Annotated in this window: 21 protein-coding genes; 12 read left to right on the top strand and 9 right to left on the bottom strand. The window is 64.6% G+C overall.

All coding sequences use genetic code 11. The annotated features are described in order from the left end of the window. Nucleotides 1-27: 27 nt before the first annotated feature. Nucleotides 28-1146 carry a S1C family serine protease gene (locus JKL45_RS02570; protein WP_201859540.1) on the bottom strand — a complete coding sequence of 373 codons (1119 nt, stop codon included), beginning with the start codon at nt 1144-1146 and terminating at the stop codon, nt 28-30. A gap of 186 nt (nt 1147-1332) precedes the next feature. On the opposite strand from JKL45_RS02570, the gene JKL45_RS02565 reads away from it, so the two are divergent. The 5 genes from JKL45_RS02565 (at nt 1333) to JKL45_RS02545 (ending at nt 5936) form a co-directional block, all read left to right on the top strand. Continuing rightward, a complete protein-coding gene (locus JKL45_RS02565; RefSeq protein ID WP_201859539.1) occupies nt 1333-2607 on the top strand; it encodes a glycoside hydrolase family 1 protein in 1275 nt (424 codons plus the stop codon). 77 nt (nt 2608-2684) lie between these two features. Further along, on the top strand, nt 2685-3410 hold the full coding sequence (locus tag JKL45_RS02560) for a DUF4142 domain-containing protein (RefSeq protein ID WP_201859538.1): 726 nt from the start codon (nt 2685-2687) through the stop codon (nt 3408-3410). A 151-nt stretch (nt 3411-3561) separates the two neighbouring features. Then, nucleotides 3562-4176, top strand: a complete 615-nt coding sequence (locus JKL45_RS02555; RefSeq protein WP_201859537.1) for a hypothetical protein — start codon at nt 3562-3564, stop codon at nt 4174-4176. A 374-nt stretch (nt 4177-4550) separates the two neighbouring features. Further along, nucleotides 4551-5642, top strand: coding sequence for a TRAP transporter substrate-binding protein (locus JKL45_RS02550; protein WP_201859536.1), 1092 nt, complete (start codon nt 4551-4553; stop codon nt 5640-5642). Nucleotides 5643-5771: 129 nt separating this feature from the next. Further along, on the top strand, nt 5772-5936 hold the full coding sequence (locus tag JKL45_RS02545; RefSeq protein WP_201859535.1) for a hypothetical protein: 165 nt from the start codon (nt 5772-5774) through the stop codon (nt 5934-5936). A 218-nt stretch (nt 5937-6154) separates the two neighbouring features. Here the strand turns inward: JKL45_RS02545 and JKL45_RS02540 are convergent, their stop codons facing one another. Continuing rightward, nucleotides 6155-7021, bottom strand: a complete 867-nt coding sequence (locus tag JKL45_RS02540) for a DMT family transporter (RefSeq protein ID WP_201859534.1) — start codon at nt 7019-7021, stop codon at nt 6155-6157. Nucleotides 7022-7227: 206 nt separating this feature from the next. On the opposite strand from JKL45_RS02540, the gene JKL45_RS02535 reads away from it, so the two are divergent. Then, nucleotides 7228-8118, top strand: coding sequence for a YihY/virulence factor BrkB family protein (locus JKL45_RS02535; protein ID WP_201859533.1), 891 nt, complete (start codon nt 7228-7230; stop codon nt 8116-8118). A gap of 137 nt (nt 8119-8255) precedes the next feature. On the opposite strand, the gene JKL45_RS02530 is transcribed toward JKL45_RS02535, so the two are convergent. The 5 genes from JKL45_RS02530 to JKL45_RS02510 form a co-directional block, all read right to left on the bottom strand. Next, nucleotides 8256-8399 (bottom strand): hypothetical protein, encoded by a 144-nt coding sequence (locus JKL45_RS02530; protein WP_201859532.1) that lies wholly within the window; start codon nt 8397-8399, stop codon nt 8256-8258. A gap of 155 nt (nt 8400-8554) precedes the next feature. Beyond that, entirely contained in the window at nt 8555-8779 is a 225-nt protein-coding gene (locus tag JKL45_RS02525) for a hypothetical protein (RefSeq protein ID WP_201859531.1), read from the bottom strand. 87 nt (nt 8780-8866) lie between these two features. Continuing rightward, on the bottom strand, nt 8867-9604 hold the full coding sequence (locus JKL45_RS02520; RefSeq protein WP_201859530.1) for a hypothetical protein: 738 nt from the start codon (nt 9602-9604) through the stop codon (nt 8867-8869). Nucleotides 9605-9903: 299 nt separating this feature from the next. Beyond that, nucleotides 9904-11847, bottom strand: coding sequence for a bifunctional 2',3'-cyclic-nucleotide 2'-phosphodiesterase/3'-nucleotidase (locus tag JKL45_RS02515; protein WP_201859529.1), 1944 nt, complete (start codon nt 11845-11847; stop codon nt 9904-9906). 315 nt (nt 11848-12162) lie between these two features. Beyond that, nucleotides 12163-13314 carry a trans-sulfuration enzyme family protein gene (locus tag JKL45_RS02510; RefSeq protein ID WP_201859528.1) on the bottom strand — a complete coding sequence of 384 codons (1152 nt, stop codon included), beginning with the start codon at nt 13312-13314 and terminating at the stop codon, nt 12163-12165. Nucleotides 13315-13386: 72 nt separating this feature from the next. Between JKL45_RS02510 and JKL45_RS02505 the strand changes: the two genes are divergently transcribed. After that, the gene (locus tag JKL45_RS02505) at nt 13387-13896 is read left to right on the top strand and encodes a TspO/MBR family protein (RefSeq protein WP_201859527.1); all 510 of its coding nucleotides are present in this window, start codon (nt 13387-13389) and stop codon (nt 13894-13896) included. Here JKL45_RS02505 and hpt read toward each other — a convergent pair whose 3' ends face one another. Beyond that, nucleotides 13897-14472, bottom strand: a complete 576-nt coding sequence (gene hpt, locus JKL45_RS02500; protein ID WP_201859526.1) for a hypoxanthine phosphoribosyltransferase — start codon at nt 14470-14472, stop codon at nt 13897-13899. Nucleotides 14473-14719: 247 nt separating this feature from the next. Here hpt and ftsE point away from each other — a divergent pair, with 247 nt between their 5' ends. From ftsE to JKL45_RS02475, 5 genes are all read left to right on the top strand, one after another. Further along, complete coding sequence (gene ftsE / locus JKL45_RS02495; protein ID WP_190845451.1) at nt 14720-15430, top strand: cell division ATP-binding protein FtsE; 711 nt, start codon at nt 14720-14722, stop codon at nt 15428-15430. 6 nt (nt 15431-15436) lie between these two features. Further along, on the top strand, nt 15437-16414 hold the full coding sequence (locus tag JKL45_RS02490) for a cell division protein FtsX (protein ID WP_201859525.1): 978 nt from the start codon (nt 15437-15439) through the stop codon (nt 16412-16414). Nucleotides 16415-16549: 135 nt separating this feature from the next. Further along, nucleotides 16550-17254 (top strand): YdcF family protein, encoded by a 705-nt coding sequence (locus tag JKL45_RS02485; protein ID WP_246498245.1) that lies wholly within the window; start codon nt 16550-16552, stop codon nt 17252-17254. A gap of 70 nt (nt 17255-17324) precedes the next feature. Further along, a complete protein-coding gene (locus JKL45_RS02480; protein WP_201859523.1) occupies nt 17325-18092 on the top strand; it encodes a lysophospholipid acyltransferase family protein in 768 nt (255 codons plus the stop codon). Nucleotides 18093-18345: 253 nt separating this feature from the next. Beyond that, the gene (locus tag JKL45_RS02475) at nt 18346-18744 is read left to right on the top strand and encodes a hypothetical protein (RefSeq protein WP_246498243.1); all 399 of its coding nucleotides are present in this window, start codon (nt 18346-18348) and stop codon (nt 18742-18744) included. On the opposite strand, the gene JKL45_RS02470 is transcribed toward JKL45_RS02475, so the two are convergent. Further along, complete coding sequence (locus JKL45_RS02470) at nt 18732-19268, bottom strand: gamma-glutamylcyclotransferase (RefSeq protein WP_201859521.1); 537 nt, start codon at nt 19266-19268, stop codon at nt 18732-18734. The genes JKL45_RS02475 and JKL45_RS02470 overlap by 13 nt on opposite strands. Between the last annotated feature and the right edge of the window lie 68 nt (nt 19269-19336).

Genomic DNA, 19336 nt, shown 5'->3' with positions numbered 1-19336 from the left:
TTCGACCCCGCCAATGTTTTACGTGGTTCAAGGTCTGCGCGAGCGTGCTCCCTGCTGGTCCACATCGATGACAGTGACCTCGACGGTCTCGGTGCGGTTGTTGCGCACGATGGAGAGCCTGACCGTATTCCCGACGCCGGTTCGCTCGAGCCTGTCGGTCAGGTCCGACAGGCGGCGCACGGGTGCATCCTCCACGCCCACGATCACATCGCCGATGATGCCGGCCCGCTGGTCCACGCCGCGTAAGCCCGCCCGGTCCGCCGGCGATCCCGGCACGACGTCGGCCACCACCACCCCGGTCACGCCAAGCTGAGCGGCGAGCGTCTCATCGCCGGCGAGGATGCCGATGCCCGGTGTCGGCACGCGGCCGGTGCGGATGAGTTCCGGCACCACCCGGTTCACCACATCGACGGGAATCGCGAAGCCGATGCCGGCATTCGTCCCCGATGGAGAGAAGATGGCGGTGTTGACGCCAATGAGGCGACCGGCGGAATCGAGCAGCGGGCCGCCGGAATTGCCCGGGTTGATGGCGGCATCCGTCTGGATCACGTCGGCGACCTCGCGCCCGCCGCTGGTGGGCAGGCGGCGCTTGAGCGCGCTGATGACCCCGGAGGTCAGCGACTGGTCGAGACCAAACGGATTGCCGATCGCATAGGCCGTCTGCCCCACTTTCAGATCGGCCGAGCTTCCCACGTTCACGGGCGCCGGCAGGGAGCCCTGACGCTGCAGCCGCAGGATCGCGAGGTCGTAATTCGGGGCGCGTCCGATCACCTCGGCGGGCCGCACCTCTCCCGAGGCGAGGCGCACCGCGAAGGAGGAGCCGTTTGCCACCACGTGGTCGTTGGTTACGATATGGCCGGCCGCATCCCACACGAAGCCCGTGCCCGAACCCGAGGGCTCAGCTTCGGTCGTGCGCCCGCGCCTCGATCCGCCCCCTGACAGGCTCACCACCTGCACCACGGAGGGCGCCACCGTCTCGAACACTTCGATCGTGGTGCGTTCGAAATCCGCCAAGTCGCCCCGTGCTGCCACGGGCCGGGGCTCCCGGGCGGATGTGAAATAGGTGTTCACGTAAGGCTGCAGCACCAGGATCGCGAGCAGCACCGCCACGACCAGCATGATGATTCGTGTCGTGCGGTCCTGCATTGGGCCTCCTGTGCCTGATCGATCCCTGTCACAACGGACACGCTTGAACGAAGTTCACCTCAATTCGGCGCAACCCGTTGGAGGAACCCGGCGGCCATCATCCGCTTGTCCCTGCGGATGGATGATTGAGCTTGGCCGGCGAAAGGCAAGGTCTCGCGCACCCACTTGGCCCGGGAGGATGCTGTCTTGCATGATCCGTCACCGCCAGGAAGCCGTCCCGCTGTTCACGCGGGCATCTTCCCAACCTTCTTCCTGTCGGGTTTCGAGTGCTCCACCTTTGTCTGGAAGGATCAGGGCCGCCGGGACCTCGTGGCCGAGACCCAGCACCGGGAGCATGTGGACGAGGATTACGCCTTCCTGCGTTCGCTCGGCATCGCGGTGGCGCGCCAGGGCATTCCCTGGCCCTTCGTGGACCGGGGCGGCGTTTACAATTTCTCGGGGCTCGATCCCTTCATCGCGGCCATGAACCGCCACCAGATTCTGCCGATTTGGGATCTGTGCCATTACGGCTATCCCGATGACGTCGATCCGTTCGCCGATGATTTCACGAAACGCTTCGCGGCTTACGCGAAAGCGGCGGCGGAATATGTGACGCCGCGGATCCGGGGCCCGCATTTCTTCACGCCGATCAACGAGATTACCTTCTTCGCCTTCATGGGCGGCGAATGGGCCTGGACCGCGCCGTTCGGCAATACCGACGAGCAGCGGCAGCGCTTTCGCCTTGCTTTGTGCAGGGCCGATATCGCGGCTGTCAAAGCGATCCGCGAAGTCGATGCGCAAGCGCGCATGGTGCATATCGACCCGCTCATTCTCGTAGTCGCGCCGCGTGATCGCCCCGACCTCAAGGACGAGGCGGAGCACGAGACCTATACGGACACGTTCTACGCCTGGGACGTGATCGCCGGACGGCGCCACCCGGAGCTTGGCGGCTCGCCGGAGGTGCTCGATATCGTGGGCGTCAACTGCTACTCGTTCGGCCAGATGGAGTATCGCGAGAACGGTCCGCACGCCTCGCTTGAGCCGCATGACGAGCGCATCCGGCCGCTCGGCGATCTTCTCACCTATGCCTGGGAGCGCTACCGCCGCCCGATGATCGTGGGCGAGACGAGCGGGCTGCGCGAAGGCCGTCCCGACTGGCTGTGCGACATCGTCGAGGAATCGCTCGCCGCCGTGCGCAAGGGCATCGACCTGCACGGGGTGTGCCTGTTTCCCGCAATCGACATGCCCGATTGGCACAAGGGCAACTGGCTGCATAACGGCCTTTGCGATCTTGTGGAGGAGAACGGACGCCTGAAGCGGGTGCCGTATCAGCCTTACATCGACGAGCTGCGGCGCTGGCAGAAACGCCTGAACCGGGTGACGGAGCTCGACGAGGATCCGTTCAGCGATCCCGTCGATCTCGACGACATCAAGCAAGCGGCCGACGAGATGCAGATGAGTTCGGACAAGGATTGGTGCTGACCGCCGCTTCCGACGAGCCTGAACCAAACTTTCCCGCAAACGTTCGCTCTCACGATCCCTTTGCAGGAGAATTCCCGATGTCACGCCGTCTCGTGATCGCCGGCCTCATGGCCGCTGTCGCCATTCCAGCCTTCGCCCAGCAGCAGAACCAGGCCATTCCTCAATCGACCACACCCCAACCTGCGGAGACGCAGACCAATCCGGCGCTCGGCCAGAATGCGCAGCAGCGCCAGCAGCGCACGCAGCAGGGCGGCGCCCCGCAGGATACGCAGACACCAGCCCGTCAGGGCCAGGCCAACAGCGCCCCGGCCGCCATGGGCGAGGCACAGTCGCAGGCCGACCGGCAATACATTCAGCAGGCGCTGGCGCTCGGCACCGTATCGCTGCAGCAATCGAACTTCGCGCTGAGCAAGGCGCAGAATCCGCGCGTGAAGCAGTTCGCGGAGTTCGAGGTGGGCGAGCAGAACCTGCTCGCCGAGATCATGCATTCCTTCGCCGATCCGAACGCCACTGCGTCCACCACACGCGGCGCCCAGGCTGCGGCCTCGACCGCACCCGAGCTTCCGGCCAAGGACGCGCAGGCCATGGAACGCCTGTCCAAGGCTGAAGCGGGAGCAGCCTTCGACAAGGATTATGTGGCCCTGCAGATCCAGGGGCACCAGGAACTGCTGAAGCTGCAGGAGAGCTATCTCAAGCAGGGCTCCGGCAACCGCGAGACGACGAACGTGGCCAAGCTCGCACGCGGCCAGATTCAGGAACATCTCACGATGCTGCAGGACATGCAGAAGGAGCTTGGCCGATAGCATCGTCGGGCGAAGTAGACGCCTCACGTCAATCGTCCGGCCCTGCCTTTTCACGATCGCAGGGCCGGAACACCCGTCCCGAACAGGACGTTGGCTCTGTGAAACTCTTTAAGCCATCAGCCTGCTGATACCCGAAGAAGAGGAATAGCCCATGGCGCAAGACAAACGAGGCCGCCCTCCCGAGCCGCCTGTCGATGAAGTGCTGAACGAGGTCACGCAGGAAGAGACCGGAGACGACTTCGTCGCAGGACCGACCCAGCGCAACGATGTCGGCAACACCAAGCGCGCGGCCGCCAAGGCCACAGGCGCGATGGGCGCCTCGAAGAAGCTCGACCCCGATCTTGACATCAGCCACGTGGATGACGGCCGCGTGAAGAGCGGCTCAAATGCTGGCCTGCACTCCTTCAAGGAGGTGCCGGAAGAGGAAGATGACAACGCCGGCTTCCAGCTCTCCAACGAGGAGATCGCCGAGGGCGTCAACACCACCGCCAACAAGAGCCCTGCTACCCGTGCCGCTCAGACGGAAGGTACGACAGGCCCCTCGGGCATGAGCGGCGGTGCGGCCTCCCGGGCCCGCGTGCCGGCCCCCGGCAATGCGGTGGACGTGCCCAAGGGCACCCTGGTGCGCGGCCATCCGACCGCCAGCCAGTCCGGCGGAAAGTCGACCGCCTCGACCGGCGACGAGAAGCCGCCGAAGCGCTCCGGTCGGGCCGCCGAGGGACAGGTGGACCGTCCGCTCTCCAAGGGCGGCAGCGAGGAGCGGTAGGCCCACCATCCACCTACTCGTCATCCCGGACGGCGCAAGCCGATCCGGGATCGGGTGCAGGATAAGGTGCTGTTTCCCTCCCCCTTGTGGGGAGGGGTGGCCGCGGCAGCGGCCGGGGTGGGGGTGTAAGCGATAGCCTATGCAGGTCTGGCGCCGACACCCCCACCTCCACTCCTCCCCACAAGGGGGAGGAGAGTTCCCGCGCCACACTCGTCGAGCCATCCCGAGTTCTGCTGCACTCCATCCGGGATCGCCCAATGAGCCTACTGCATAGCTGTCTCTACGGAAGATGGAGTGACAGCCGCAGGCCTCCCGCTTTATGGATTGTTCAGCCGAACCGGCAGTGACGATATAAAACGGTTGAGGAAACGCTCATGGACAGAAGAAAAGTTCTCAAAGGCGCAGGCCTGGCAGCTGCAGCGGGCGCGGTTGCGTCCCCGGCCATCGCGCAGGCGCAGCCGGAGGTTCGCTGGCGTATGGCGTCGGCCTATCCGAAGAGCCTCGACACCCTCTTCGGCGCGGGCGAGATGATCTCCAAGCGCGTGGCCGCCGCCACCGACAACAAGTTCCAGATCCAGCCGTTCGCCGCAGGCGAGATCGTCGGCGCGCTCCAGACCCTCGATGCCACCCAGAACGGCACGGTCGAGTGCTCCTACACCCTGTCGAGCTTCTTCATCGGCAAGGACCCGACCTTCATGTTCGACACCTCGGTGCCGTGGGGCATGAACGTGCGCCAGCACAATGCCTGGATGTATTACGGCGGCGGTCTCGACCTCATGCGCGAGTTCATGAAGGACTACAACGTCTATCCGATCCCGGCCGGCCAGACCGGCGCGCAGATGGGCGGCTGGTTCCGCAAAGAGATCAAGTCCATCGCGGACCTGAACGGGCTGAAGATGCGCATCGCCGGCATGGGCGGCCAGATCATGCAGAAGCTCGGCGTGGTGCCCCAGGTGCTCGCCGCAGGTGATATCTATCCGGCGCTGGAGCGCGGCACCCTCGACGCGGTGGAGTTCTCCGGTCCGCATGACGACGAGAAGCTCGGCTTCGTGAAGGTGGCCCAGTACTACTATTATCCGGGCTTCTGGGAAGGCGGCGCGCAGCCTTCGCTCTACGTGAACATGAACAAGTGGAATGAGCTGCCGGCCCATTACAAGGCGATCCTCGAGGCAGCCTGCGCCGAGGCCAACGCCATGTGCGTGGCGAAATATGATGCGCAGAACGCCGACGCGATCCGCCGTCTCGTGGGCCAGGGCGTGCAGCTGCGTCCGTTCCCGCGCGACGTGATGGAGCAGAGCTACAAGGAAGCCTACAAGCTCTATGGCGAGCTCGCGGCCTCCAACGCCAAGTTCAAGAAGGTGTACGATTCCTGGAACGCCTTCCGCGAGAAGGAGCTCACTTGGTTCCGCATCGCCGAGCTGCCCTTCGACTACTTCGTCAACCAGCAGCAGGGCCAGCCGCGCTGATCTTTTTCAACGCTCAGGAACGGCGCCGCAAGGCGCCGTTTTCTTTTGGGCATTCGTCCGGCGGATCGAAGCTTGGCGCCTTGCGTTGTCCCAATGACAAGATGAGCAATCCAGCCAAGGAGGCAGGCTATGACTGACAAAAATCGCCCTGATGAAAACGCTCAGGACAAGAACGACCGCAAAGACGACAACCAGACCGAGAAGAAGAAGCACCAGGAAGAGCTTCTTGATGAGGGCGTGGAAGAGACCTTTCCCGCCAGCGATCCGGTTTCCGTGAAGATCATCACGAAGTAGTCCGCTTTCCAGAGACCAACTCGTAAATCTCAGTCCTTATCCTGAGATCTGTCCGAAAGAACTTGGCGCGTGTTTCCCCTCCCCCTTGTGGGGAGGGGTGGCTGCGAAAGCAGCCGGGGTGGGGGTGCTGGCGTTACGCTAGTCCAGCTCAGTGCTCACACCCCCACCTCCAACTCCTCCCCACAAGGGGGAGGAGGGCTGCCGGCGCTTTCTTGTTCTCAGTTCCTGCTCGCCACCGCGACGCCCAACGCCGCGAGAGCCATGCCGGCGAGTTGGATCGGGCTTAGGGTTTCGCCGAAGAGCGCGAAGGCCATCAGGGCTGCGACCGGCGGCACGAGATAGAGCAGCGTCGCGACGCCCACCACGGCGCCCTGCCGGATCAGGAACAGCAGCAGGCCGATGGCCCCGATGGACAGGCCGAGCACTGCCCAGGCAAGCGCGCCGAGGAGTGGCAGCGTGAGTTCCAGATGTCCCTCTTCCAGCAGCAGCATCAGCGGCAGGGTGACGATCGCGGCCCCGATATACTGGATCGTCGCATTCACCCGCAGGTCGAGATTGCTGCCGGTGCGCTTCTGCCAGATGGTCCCGAAGGTGATGGAGAGCATGCCGAGCACGCAGATGAAGAGCGCCAGCGGCGGCACGCCGCCATCGCCGAGCTTCGGCGCCACCACAAGGGCTGCGCCCATGAAGCCGATGCCGATGCCGGCCCAGCGGCGCGGCGACACCCGCTCGCCCAGCAAGGGTCCTGCAAGCAGGCCCGTGGCCAGGGGCTGGAGACCGGCCACGAGGGCGGAGATCCCGGCGGGCAGCCCGTGCTTGACCGCCCAGAACACGCCTCCGAGATAGAATCCGTGCAGGAGCACCCCGGCGATCATGCTGTTGCGCCAGTCGCTCCACCGGCGCGGCCAGGACACCCGCGCCACCACGACGATGCCGGCCAGCACGAGGGTGGCGAGCACGTAGCGCACGAACAGGAACGTCAGCGGCTCGGCATAAGGCGCCACAAGGCGCGCCACGACGAAGCCCGTGGCCCAGATGAGCACGAACAGCGGCGGCGCGAGGCGAGCGAAGAGGGATGGGCTCATGACGGGACGGGAACGGAAACCACAAAAGAGGAAGAGCCTTGTAGGCCCGAGCCTTTATGTTTGTCGATCCGTAAGGCCTCATCCAAATGTCGACCTTGGGACGCCGCGCTGTGCTGCGTCTGTGAAAACCTGCTAGGCTGACAGGTGTTGTTTCCTTGCCCTGAAACCCCTACCGCACCATCTCCAGCCTCCTGGAGACCCCGCTGTTGAACCGCCTTCGCCTCTGGCTCGAACTCGTCGCCATCGCCTCAACGCGCTTCGTGCTGCACGATGCCTGGGCGATCGCGAGCCATATCGCCCTGTCGGTGCTGACCTCGATGTTCCCGTTCCTCATCCTGGTCACGGCGCTGGCGAGCCTGTTCGGAACCGGGACTCTGGCAGACGAGGTGGCGGACATCATCCTGGAGGCTTGGCCCCGGGAGATCGCGGGCCCCATCGCGGGCGAGGTGCATACCATTCTGTCGGTCAAGCGCAGCGACGTGGTGACCTTCGGCCTCGTGCTCGCGCTTTACTTCGCATCGAGCGGCGTGGAGAGCCTGCGGGTCGGGCTCAACCGTGCCTATGGGGTGCGCGAGACCCGCGCCTGGTGGCTGACGCGGCTCGAATCCATCGCCTTCGTGATCGCAGGCGCCCTCATGCTGCTCGCGCTCGCGCTGCTGGTGGTGCTCGGTCCTTTTCTGTGGCGGTTCGTGCTGTCGTGGGTGCCGGCGCTGCAGCCCTTCGACGGGTTGATCGCCTTCCTGCGGATCGGCGTAGCCACCATCGTCATCGTGGCGGGCCTGCTGCTCGCCTACAAGCTCATTCCATCGGGGCGGCGCAGCTTCCGTGCGGTGCTGCCGGGCGTGGGCGTGACCCTGGCTCTGTGGCTTCTCGGCGGCTTCGCCTTCAGCTGGTATCTCGAGTTCTACCCAGGAGCCTATGCGTCCACCTATGGGGGGCTGGCCACCGCCATGGTGGCGCTGATCTTTCTCTATACGTTGTCCGCCATCTTCCTGTTCGGCGGAGAGATCAACGGCACCATCATCCTGGCCAAGCGCCGGCGCCTCGGCAAGGAGCCGAAGCCCGAGCACCTCAACGACGTGATCGCCCTGCCCTGACCGGGCGCTCCGTCAGGGCATTCAGGGGGTTAAAATCACCATCAGGACGAGCCCGAACAGGCCGATGGCGGCGATGCCGATGAGGCTGAGCCAGGGATATCTGCTGTCGCGGTCCGGATCCAAGAGCAGGGCTCCCTTCATGTGCCGAGGGTGATGATCCAAAGACAGAGTCCAAGACCGACAGCGACGGCAAGCCAGTTCAGGGAGCGATCCACGACCAGGTTCCATGATGCCGGAACGGCCTGGGCGAGCTTCTTCTGCGGGGGGAGATCGACGGGCATGGCTGATGCTCCAAAGCCTGAGGAGCTTCGAGACGCACCATGCGCCCAAAAGGGCAGCGGTCGACTAAGGAATCGCTGATGAGTGAACCATACAGGGCCAATGCGTCATTTGTAAGTGTGGTTCATGTCCAGGATAGCCGCGATGGCCACGCGGGTCAGATGATCGTCGAGCCGTCCGTTCTCACCCGCTCGTCGCCGATCTGGCGCACGAGCTTATCGGCTTCTCCGCCGCTCACGCGGATGCGCACCAGGGTCCACTCGTTCTCGGATTTCCAGAGGCGGAACGAGAGCATGAACCCGTCGCCGTCTTTCTGCGCATCGGCATGGGTGGCATTGGGCAGGTCATAGGGGCCACGGCCATCGAAGGTGATCTGTCCCACGGCGTTCTCCGGTCATGAGGATAATCTCCCAACGACTGAGCGCCTGACAGGTTCATGGCCTGCCTTTGTCGTGAGCAGACGCCCCTGTCAGAGATTGGGCGTGATCCTCAGCTCGAGCCTCGCCGAAGCGACGGGCTGCGTACGCGGCGCAAGGCCATAGCCGATTGAGACGTTGAGCACCGACTTGAGCCGATCCGCGGGTGCGCTGAGCAGCGCCTGGCCCATCACTTCCGACAACAGGCCGGTGCTGAAATCCCCGTTGGCGGCATCGAGGCTGATGCTCGGCGCAAAACGCAGCTGCGTGTTCCAGGACTGGAGCGGAAGGTCGAGGGGGATCCCCATGGTGCCGCTGACGGATTGGGCGTAGCCGTGGCTCGTCATGTCCATGAAGCCTGCCGTCGACAGCCCGAAGGTGACGCCGCCCAGGCTCTCCCAGTCGTGCGTCGTGAAGGCTTCCCACGTGGCTTTCGACTGCAGCGACCCCTGATACCCGCCGCCACGGATCAACTCGGTTCCAACGAGAAAATTGTAGTCGTGCAGGGGCTGCAGCTTGGCCCCGACGGCATGGTCGGAGGCATTTCGCTGGAAGCTCTGGACAGGGCTCCTGGCAAGGCCGTTCGTCCAGACCTGCGTGCGCTTCAAAGTGTAGGAGGAGCGCGGACGCTTGCTGCGCCTTGACACGGCAACATGCTCATCGAGCCACTGAGGCGTGAGATTAACGCTCCAGATATCGGCTTCTTGGGTCGTCTCTTGAGCCCATGACGCGGTGGAGCCCAGCACGAGGGACAGCAGGAAGCATTCGGGTCGGCGAAGAAGCAAAAACATCGAGGAGGTCAGAATAAAAGCTTAATGAAGGATGCAATGTCACCTCCATTCCAATAGAGGCCGGTTAATCGTCGGTTAATCGTTCTTCGATCTTCGAAGGCGCTGATTTTTTAGCCAGCGCCCGACGATGCACCCAAGGAATTTCGATTGCGAAATCAGAGACGTGCCTCGTGGGACTGCCGCTTTTCTCACCAATAGCCAAAAGGACGCACCGCCTGATCGAACCCGTTCTTGCGCCGCTTCCCAACGAAAACGGCCGGGCGTGAGCCCGGCCGCCTCGCATTCAGCTGAGGACAGAATCAGCCCACGATCTTGTACTTCACGAAGCCTTCCGGTGCGTCGCCCATCTTCTCGACCTTGATGCCGGCCGGCTGATAATTGGCGGCGTTCGGGCCGGTGGTGAAGGTCATGGTGACGCCGGCAGGAACCGCGAGCGACCAGGAGCCATCAGCCTTCGGAGCCACTTCCTTCTTCTCGATGATGAAGCGCATGATCGCGTCGCGGGTCAGATCCGGGGCCTCGAACACGATGGTGGTGCCATCGGCGCCCGGGAAGTTGCCGCCGCCGCCGGCGCGGTAGTTGTTGGTCACCACGAGGAACTGCTGATCGTCCGCCACGGGCTTGCCGTTATAGGACAGGTCCTTGATGCGGTGGGCATCGGCATTCACGACCTTGCCGTTGTCGTCGTAGCGCGAGGCCTGCGTCGGGTCGATCTTGTACTGCACGCCCGCGATGACGTCGAAGTTGTAGGCCGGGAACTTCGGGTTGACGAGTTCCTGCTCGCCGCCCTTGGCCGGGTCGATCTGGTTGTAGATGCCGGCCGAGCGCTCGAGCCACTCGCGCACCTGGGCGCCGGTGACCTTCACCACGCGGATCGTGTTCGGGTAGATGTAGATGTCCGCCATGTCCTTGATGGCGAGCGGGCCGGGCTTGATCTCGGTGAAGTAGTTCGGGCCGCCGCGGCCGCCTGCCTTGAAGGGCGCGCCTGCGGAGAGGATCGGCAGATCCTTGAAAGCGGACGCTTTCAGCTGGTCGGCCACGTACCAGGCCTGCGCCTCGGTCACGAGCTTCACGGAGGCGTCGTCCGACACGAGCGAGAAGTAGGAGTGGATCGGAACCGCCGTGGTGCCGACGGGCTCGCGCACATATTTCAGCGTCGCCTCATGGCCTTCCTTGGCGGCCGCCATCACGGCTGCGTCGGATTCCACCTTCGCCACCACCTTGCGGTCGACGCGGTCGTAGATCGGGCGCGCCTCGGTGCGGAAGTTCGCCACCTTCCAGGCATTGCCTTCCTTGGTCAGCTCCAGGTCGATGAGGCCGAGATGGCTGCCCCAGAAGCCGGCCATGACGGCGGGCTTGCCGTGCAGCGTGCCCTTCTGCACGTCGACGCCCGGGATGTTGTTGAATTCCTTGCCGCCCGGGAACGTGAAGTGCTGGTGGCCGGTGAGGATCACGTCGATGCCGTCGACCTTGGCGAGGTGCAGGGCCGCGTTCTCCTCGCCGCCTTTGCGCTCGCCGCCGGCGATGCCGGAATGGCAGAGCGCCACGACGATATCGGCACCGGCCTTCTTCAGGTCGGGCACATCCTTGTTGGCCGCATCGACGATGTCGATCGTGGTGGCCTTGCCGTCGAGGTGCGACTTGTCCCATTGGACGATCTGCGGCGGCACGAAGCCGATCACGCCGATCTTGATCTTTTGCTTGGCGCCGGCCTCATCGGTGAACTCGCGGTCGAGCACGATCCAGGGCTTCTGCAGGGTCTCGCCGTTGGCTTTCAGCACGTTGGCGCAGACCAGCGGGAATTTGGCCGTGCCCAGCGCGTTCTGCAGGAATTCGAGGCCGTAGTTGAACTCGTGGTTGCCGAGCGTGCCGCAATCGTAATTGAGCTCGTTCATGGCGGCGACCATGGGGTGCACGTCGCCCTTCTTCATGCCGCGGCGATAGGCGACGAAGTCACCCAACGGCGAGCCCTGGATCAGATCGCCGTTGTCGAACAGCAGGGTGTTCTTGGCCTCAGCCCGGGCGCCCTTCACCAGGGTGGCCGTGCGGGCGAGGCCCACCGTGTCGTCGGCCGCGTCGCGGTAATAGTCGTAAGGGAAGACGTTCACGTGAAGGTCGGTGGTCTCCAGGATGCGGAGCTTCACGACCGGGCCGGCGGCCCAGCTGACTTGCGACAGGCCGGTGAGAGCGGCGGCAGCCACGCCGGTCTGAAGGACGCGGCGGCGAGTGATGGATTGGGTCATGGTCTTCCCTATGGGCTTGTTGTGCAGTGAAACTTAATTCGCCTCTACACGACAGAAGCACAGGTTTTGTGACAGAATCAATATAGCCGGCGAAGGAGGGCCCAGAATTCACCGCCCTCCCTATCCGTCATGGCCGGGCTCGTCCCGGCCATCCACGTTTTCAGCGCCGTAAGACGTGGATGCCCGCAACAAGTGCGGGCATGACGCTGGTGTCATCCCCGGCGCACGAAGTGCGGGAAGGGGATCCATGGTGCTGAGCGGCTGAGTGGATTCCCTTCCCCTCCGCTACGCTCCGGCCGGGAATGACACAGGGAATTACCCGCGCAGCGCCTCATCAAGATCCCGATACAGATCCTCCACATCCTCGATGCCCGTGGACAGCCGCAGCAGATCCGGCGGGCACGGGGTGCCCGGCCCCTCGATGGAGGCGCGGTGCTCGATCAGGCTCTCGACGCCGCCGAGCGACGTCGCCCGCTTCCACAAGCCGACTCGCGCCGCCGTGCGGATCGCCGCGGCCTCGCCGTCCGAAACCTGGATCGAGAGCATGTAGCCGAAGCCGTTCTCCATCTGCCGGGCGGCGATGTCGTGGCCGGGATGCTGCGGCAGGCCGGGATAGAGCACGCGCGCCACCTTGGGATGAGCGGAGAAGCGCTGCGCGAGATCAAGCGCGTTCTTGGCTTGTGCAGCCGTGCGCACATGGAGCGTGCGCATGCCGCGCATCAGGAGATAGGCCTCGAAGGGGCCAAGGATCGCGCCCTGCATCTTGCGGATGTTGGCAACCCGCGCCCAAAATTCGTCCGCCCTGGCGCCCGCGAGCGCGCCGGCCACCACGTCGGAATGGCCGTTCAGCACTTTTGTCGCCGCATGCATGACGATGTCGGCGCCGAGACTGAGCGGTCGGGTGTGGATCGGCGAGGCGGTGGTGGAATCGACCGCGAGCCTGGCGCCTGCCGCATGCGCGATCTCGGCCGCGGCGGCGATGTCCGTGATGGTCCAGAGCGGGTTGGAGGGCGTCTCGATCCAGACGAGCTTGGTCTTGCCGGGCTTCACGGCCTCGCGCAAAGCATCGAGGTTGTCGGTCTCGACGAAATCGACCTTGAGGCCCCAGCGCACGGCCTCCGTCATCAGCCAGCTGCGCAGAGCCCAGTACATGACCTTGGAGGCCACGATGTGATCGCCCGGATCGAGCGCCTGGAACACCGCGGTGGCCGCCGCCATGCCGGAGGAGAACAGGAGGGCACCGGCCTCGGCCTCCTCCAGCATCGCCAGCACTTCTTCCGCCTCACGGATCGTGGCGTTGTCCGGCCTTCCATAGACGAAGCCGGACGAGTAGGCATTGTCCTCATCGCGGATATAGGTGGTCGCCACATGGATCGGCGGCACGACCGCCTTGGTGATCGGATCCACATGGCCCATGGCCTGAGCGGTCAGGCTGCGCTTCGACCAACGGGAACGCGATGACGACATGGGGAACCTCCGGAGAGCGTGACAGTTGCGTCACGAGAGAAATGACGCAACGTCCTTAAAGGGATTTCAGGGATGCATACAGAGCAAACTGCGCCGGGCAGCCATGCCATGCCGCCGCTGCCACGTTTTCTTGTGGCCGTGCTGCCGGTGGTCGCCGTGGCGGTGTCGGCGAGCCTGATCACGCAGCCGAACATCCCGGCCTGGTATGCGGGCCTCCAGAAACCCGGCTTCACGCCGCCGAACTGGGCCTTCCCGGTGGCCTGGACAATTCTCTACGCCATGATGGCCTATGCGCTCTGGCGCATTCTCTCGCTGCCGGAGAACCGACCCGGACGAGCCGCCGCCATCGTGGCGTTCTTCGTGCAGCTGATCTTGAACGGAACGTGGTCCTTCGCGTTCTTCGGCGGGCAGAGCCCGGTGGCCGGGCTTGTGGTCATCGTGGCCCTGATCGTGGCGATCCTCGTCACGATCCGCACCTTCTGGCGGCTCGACCACACGGCGGCAGGGCTGCTCATGCCGTATCTCGCCTGGGTCTCTTACGCGACCCTGCTCAACGGCACGATCTGGCGGCTGAACGGCTGATCAGGCCTCGGGCTTGTCGAACAGATCCGGGTCCTTGTCGTGGTGGTCGAGGACACCGACGAAAGGCAGCTGCCGGTAGGAATGGGCCACGTCCATGCCGTAGCCGATCACGAATACGTCCGGGCAGGTGAAGCCCACGTAATCCGGGTGGATCTGCACGGCGCGCTTGCCGGGCTTTTCCAGCAGCACGGCGGTCTTCACGCTGTTGGCGCCGCGCGCCATGAGCAGATCCTTGGCGAAGGTGACCGTGCGGCCGGATTCGAGGATGTCGTCGACGAGCAGCACGTCGCGCCCGCGCACGTCACTTTCGATGTCGCGCAGGATGGTGACATTGCCGGTGGAGACCGTTCCGTTCAGGTAGCTCGACAGGTGCACGAACTCGACCTGAGGGGTGAGCCCGGTCCGGTGCAGGGCGCGGATCAGGTCCGCGGCGAACATGAAGCTGCCCTTGAGGATCGCCACGACGAGCAGGTTTTCGGGCTTGGAGGCCGCGATCTCCTGGGCCAGCGCCTCGTTGCGCTTGGCAATTGTGTCTTCGTCGAAAAGAACCCGGATGCGGTGGGCAGTGCTCATCATGATCGTCCAGAAAAGAAATATGGGGCTCCTAAAGCCGCCTCTTCACGACCATGCTTGGCCTGGGATGTCAAACGAAGTTGGCGCGATTCGTAAGGATTTGGGCCGCAGCCGGGCCGTCCTGCGGCAATGTCCCGCGAGAGGCTCGCTTCCCGTCACAGGCCCGCAAGTTTATGGCTTGCTAACCATAACGGGGCGATAAGGAAGCGAATCGCCGAATTTCTTCACCTCAAGGATGGCTCGGATACGTGTGAAAGCGCTCGATCACGACGATTATCACTACGATGAAGGCGCGCCGCCGGTGGTGCATTTCGAGAATGTGGGCGTGCGTTACGGCATGGGGCCCGAGGTTCTGCGCGACCTGACCTTCTCCATCGAGCCCAACTCCTTCCAGTTCCTCACCGGCCCGTCCGGCGCCGGCAAGACGACGCTGCTGCGCCTGATCCTGCTCTCGGTGAAGCCGACCCGCGGCCTGATCTCGATGTTCGGCGAGGACGTCTCCCGGATCTCGAAGGACGAGCTGACCTCCTTGCGCCGCCGCATGGGCGTGGTGTTCCAGGATTTCCGCCTGCTCGATCATCTGACGACTTATGAGAACGTGGCCCTGCCGCTGCGCGTGCAGGGTAAGGAAGAGGCTAGCTACCGGGCCGAGGTGGTCGAGCTCCTGCGCTGGGTGGGCCTGGGCGACCGCATGCATATGCTGCCGCCGGTGCTCTCGGGCGGCGAGAAGCAGCGCGCGGCGATTGCCCGCGCGTTGATCGTGCGCCCCGACCTGCTGCTCGCCGACGAGCCCACCGGCAACGTGGACCCGTCGCTGGCGCGGCGCCTCCTGCGCCTCTTCATCGAACTCAACCGGCTCGGAACCTCGGTGGTCATCGCCACCCACGATTTCAGCCTCATGGATCAGCTCGACGTGCGCCGCCTCGTGCTCGGCGACGGCCAGCTGCATATCGACGAGTGAGCTGAGATGAGCGGTTCCCCACAGCCCCGCTTGAGGAAGGCCTCCGCGTCCTCCGACGGGGCGAGGCGCCCCCTGCCCGCGTCGTTGAGCCGGAACGCGCCGCTCGTGCCGGTGGACTCGGCCGGAGGCCAGGCGCTCGCCGCCGTCATCGCGATCCTGACCTTCCTGGCGGCCCTGTGCGCCGGCGGCGCGGAGCTCGTGGCGGCCTCTTCCGCCCAGTGGCGTTCCGAGATCGCCCGGGAAGTCACCATCCAGATTCGCCCTAATACCCAGCGCTCCATCGACCAGGACGTGGAGCGCGCGGTGGCGCTCGCCCGTCAGGCGCCCGGGGTCGAGACGGCCCAGGCCTTTTCCAAGGAGGAATCCGAGCGCCTGCTTGAGCCATGGCTCGGGACCGGGCTCGACTTCAACGACCTGCCGGTGCCGCGCCTGATCGTGATCAAGATCCAGGAAGACGCGAAGCCGGATTTCAGCACTTTAAGGCAATCCCTCCAGCGGGATGTGCCGGGGGCTACGCTCGACGATCACGCCCTCTGGGTGTCGCGGCTCTCCACCATGGCCAACACCATCATCGGCGTGGGCGTGTTCCTGGTCAGCCTGGTGCTGATCGCGGCGGGGCTCGCCGTCATCTTCGCCACCCGGGGCGCCATGGCGAGCAACCGGGAGGTGGTGGAGGTGCTCCATTTCGTGGGCGCGAACGACGACTTCATCGCCAAGGAGTTTCAGCACCGCTTCTTCCGGCTGGGGCTGCGCGGCGCTGCCTTCGGGGCGGGCGGCGCCATGGTGCTGACCCTCCTCCTGGGCCTTGTGACCCGCTCCTGGCGGGCGAGTCCCACGGGCGACCAGATCGAGGCCCTGTTCGGCGCCTTCACCATCGGCTGGCGGGGCTATGGGGTTGTGGTGCTGATAGCACTCTTCGTAGCCGTCATCACGGGCATCGTATCGCGGTTGACCGTGAGACGCTTTCTTAACGAAAATGGTTGATGGTGAGAGTTAACAGGGAAAAAGCGGGCTGCCTCTCCATTGCCGCAATCTCCACTATCCTCGTCCAGGATGACCTCGCAAACGCAGAGTTTGGGTACGCCGGACGCCACGGAAGCCGTCGGCTGGGGCTGGACGATGCAGGAATCGCCTAAGGCTCCCGCCCGGCGGTCGTGGACGCGCCGCGTCTTCGGCTGGGGATTCTGGGCCGCAACATGCGCGGTCATCGTCGGCTTCCTGGGCTTTCTCGCCTTCGTCTACAGCCTCGACCGCTCCGAGCAATGGCCGGAAACACGGGCGGACGGCATCGTGGCCATGACCGGCGGCGCCCAGCGCATCGGCGACGCCATCGACCTTCTGGATAAGGGCTATGCCAAAAGGCTCCTGATCTCCGGCGTCAACGAGAATACCAGCCGGGACCAGATCGCCCGACTCAATCCGGGCCAGCGGCGCCTGTTCGATTGCTGCGTGGATCTCGACTACCGGGCCCGCAACACCATCGGCAACGCCATCGAGACCCGCCGCTGGGCGGAGAGCAACGGCTTCGACACCATCATCGTCGTCACCTCGAACTACCACATGCCGCGCACCCTCGTGGAGCTCGACCACGCCCTGCCGAACCTCCAGAAGATCCCCTACCCGGTGGCGGCCACCATCGACCCGCACGATTGGTGGCACAACCCGGCCGTGGCCCGGGTGATCTTCACCGAATACCTGAAGTTCCTGGCCGTTTGGGTGCGCACCTATCTCGAGGACGACCCGGAGCGCTCCTCGGTGGCCCACCTCATCAGCGGCGGGTCCCCGGTCAAGGCGCAGGTCATCGCCGAGCCTCTCTGGCGCTAGACCCGAGGCGAAAACCTTCTATGGTGGGGGCCGCGGGGCAAGAGGCTCCGCATTTCCTTTTCAAGACGTCATGCTGATCCTCCGCTCCCTGCTGTTCAACATCGCCTTTTACGCCAACCTGATCCTGTGGCTGATCCTGCTGATTCCGGGCCTTCTGGTGCCGCGCCGGACCTTCATGGAGATGGTCAAGCTCTGGGGCCGCACGTCGATCTGGCTTCTGCGGGTCATTGCCGGCATCAGGGTCGAGATTACAGGCCGGGAGAAGATCCCGCCGGGCGGGGCGCTGGTGGCGGCCAAGCACCAGTCGTTCCTCGAGACCTTTGCGATCGTGACGATCCTGGACGATCCGACCTACATCCTGAAGCGCGAGCTGATGTGGCTTCCCATCTTCGGCTGGCATCTGGCCAAGGCCCAGTGCGTGCCGGTGAACCGCAAGGCCGGCACGATCGCCCTGGTGCAGATGACCCAGCGCGCGAAGGAAGAGGCCGAACATGGGCGCCAGATCATCATTTTCCCCGAGGGAACCCGCCGCCCGCCGGGCGCGCCGCCGGCCTACAAGTACGGCGTGGCGCATCTCTACCAGAACCTCGGCTTCCCCTGCATTCCGATTGCCCTGAACGCCGGCCTCTACTGGCCGCGCCGGCAGTTCATCCGCCGGCCCGGTACGGTGCGGATCGAGGTGCTCGATCCCATCCCGGCGGGCCTGCCGCGCGACGAGTTCTTCCAACGGGTGCAGACCGAGATCGAGACGGCCTCGGACAGGCTCTACGAGGAGGGCCGCAGGGAGCTCGGCCTCAGCCCTGCAAAAGCCTCGGAGACGTCGCTGTCGAAGGCGTGAAACGACACTCGCCTCGTCATGGCCGGGCTTGTGCCGGCCATCCCGATACGGGCAAGCGCAACGCCTCAAATGTTCGGGATCACGGGCACAAGGCCGATGATGACAGCAAGAAGCCAAGTGCTTGCGACCAACTGCGCAAAAATCCTGCAAACCCAAGCCCTGCCAAGCTTTTCATTAACTTGACGACTCACCCGGCCGTTCTTACATATAAGAACATATGGCGAACAAACGAACCATATCCTGGAACGCGGCCATGCGGGATCTCCGCAACGACCGAATGCGGAGGGCTGGCGTGCGCGAGGAAAGGCTACGGGCGACCGCAGGGCTTCGCTCCTCTTCCACCTTGAGTTCCTGGCGCGGCCGTTCGGGCCGCCGCTACATCGTCGGCGTGCATCCGCTCAACGAGGCGGAGCTGCTCGACGTCACGGACGCCGTGATCCTGGCTGTCAGGCGGGACCGGGACGGCACCGGCACGGTGATCGATGCCGCCATGGCCGCGTCCGAGCCGGCCGAGCACACCCGGATGCGTTGGCTTGCCAAGGTCCAGGCGTCAGGCGCCACCGAGCTTCACATCCACCGGCTGGCCGAAACGGACGAGGATCGCCGCGCGATCTTCGAGGATCTGCGCGAGGACGAGACTCAGGCTTCCTGATCGAGCGCACCCACGATCTTGTGCAGCAATGGGTCGACCACGCTCATGCCGATGAGATGGTCGTAGGTGTTGCGCACGTAATCCGGGTTGCGCCCGGACACGCCCTGGCCCTGCCGCACGTGCTTCAGGACATCCTCGAAGGACAGGCGCCCGGCATATTGCCCATGATAGCGGTCGACCACATAAGCCAAGGCGTGAGCCCGCCGGCCATCGGCGAGCCGCACCGGCAGGCGGCGCTCCAGATAGACGGCGGTGACCTGCTCGCGCTCGCGCAGATATTGGATCGTGGCCTCGGCCTCCTCCGGGGCGACCCGGAACGCCACGCCATGGCAGCGCCCGCCGCGATCAAGCCCGAGCACCAGCCCCGGATGTTCGGGGGTTCCGCGATGCACATGGGAGAAGACGCAGAGCGACCGGTGATAGCCGTAGAGATGGGCATGCACGCGCTCCAGAAAGGGAAAGCCCGGCCGCCACATGAGCGAGCCGTAGCCGAACACCCATAAATCCTCCGTGAGGTCCTTCATCTCACCCCGCCCGAACCTTGCCTGCTTCGGGCCTATAGCATCGAACCCAAAAGCGGGAACCACTTTTG

Origin of the sequence: Microvirga soli, assembly GCF_016734765.1 — a bacterium.
Classification (GTDB): Bacteria; Pseudomonadota; Alphaproteobacteria; order Rhizobiales; family Beijerinckiaceae; genus Microvirga; species Microvirga soli.
The sequence above is the reverse complement of the archived record's forward strand: the minus strand, read 5'-3'. Positions and strand labels throughout refer to the sequence as shown.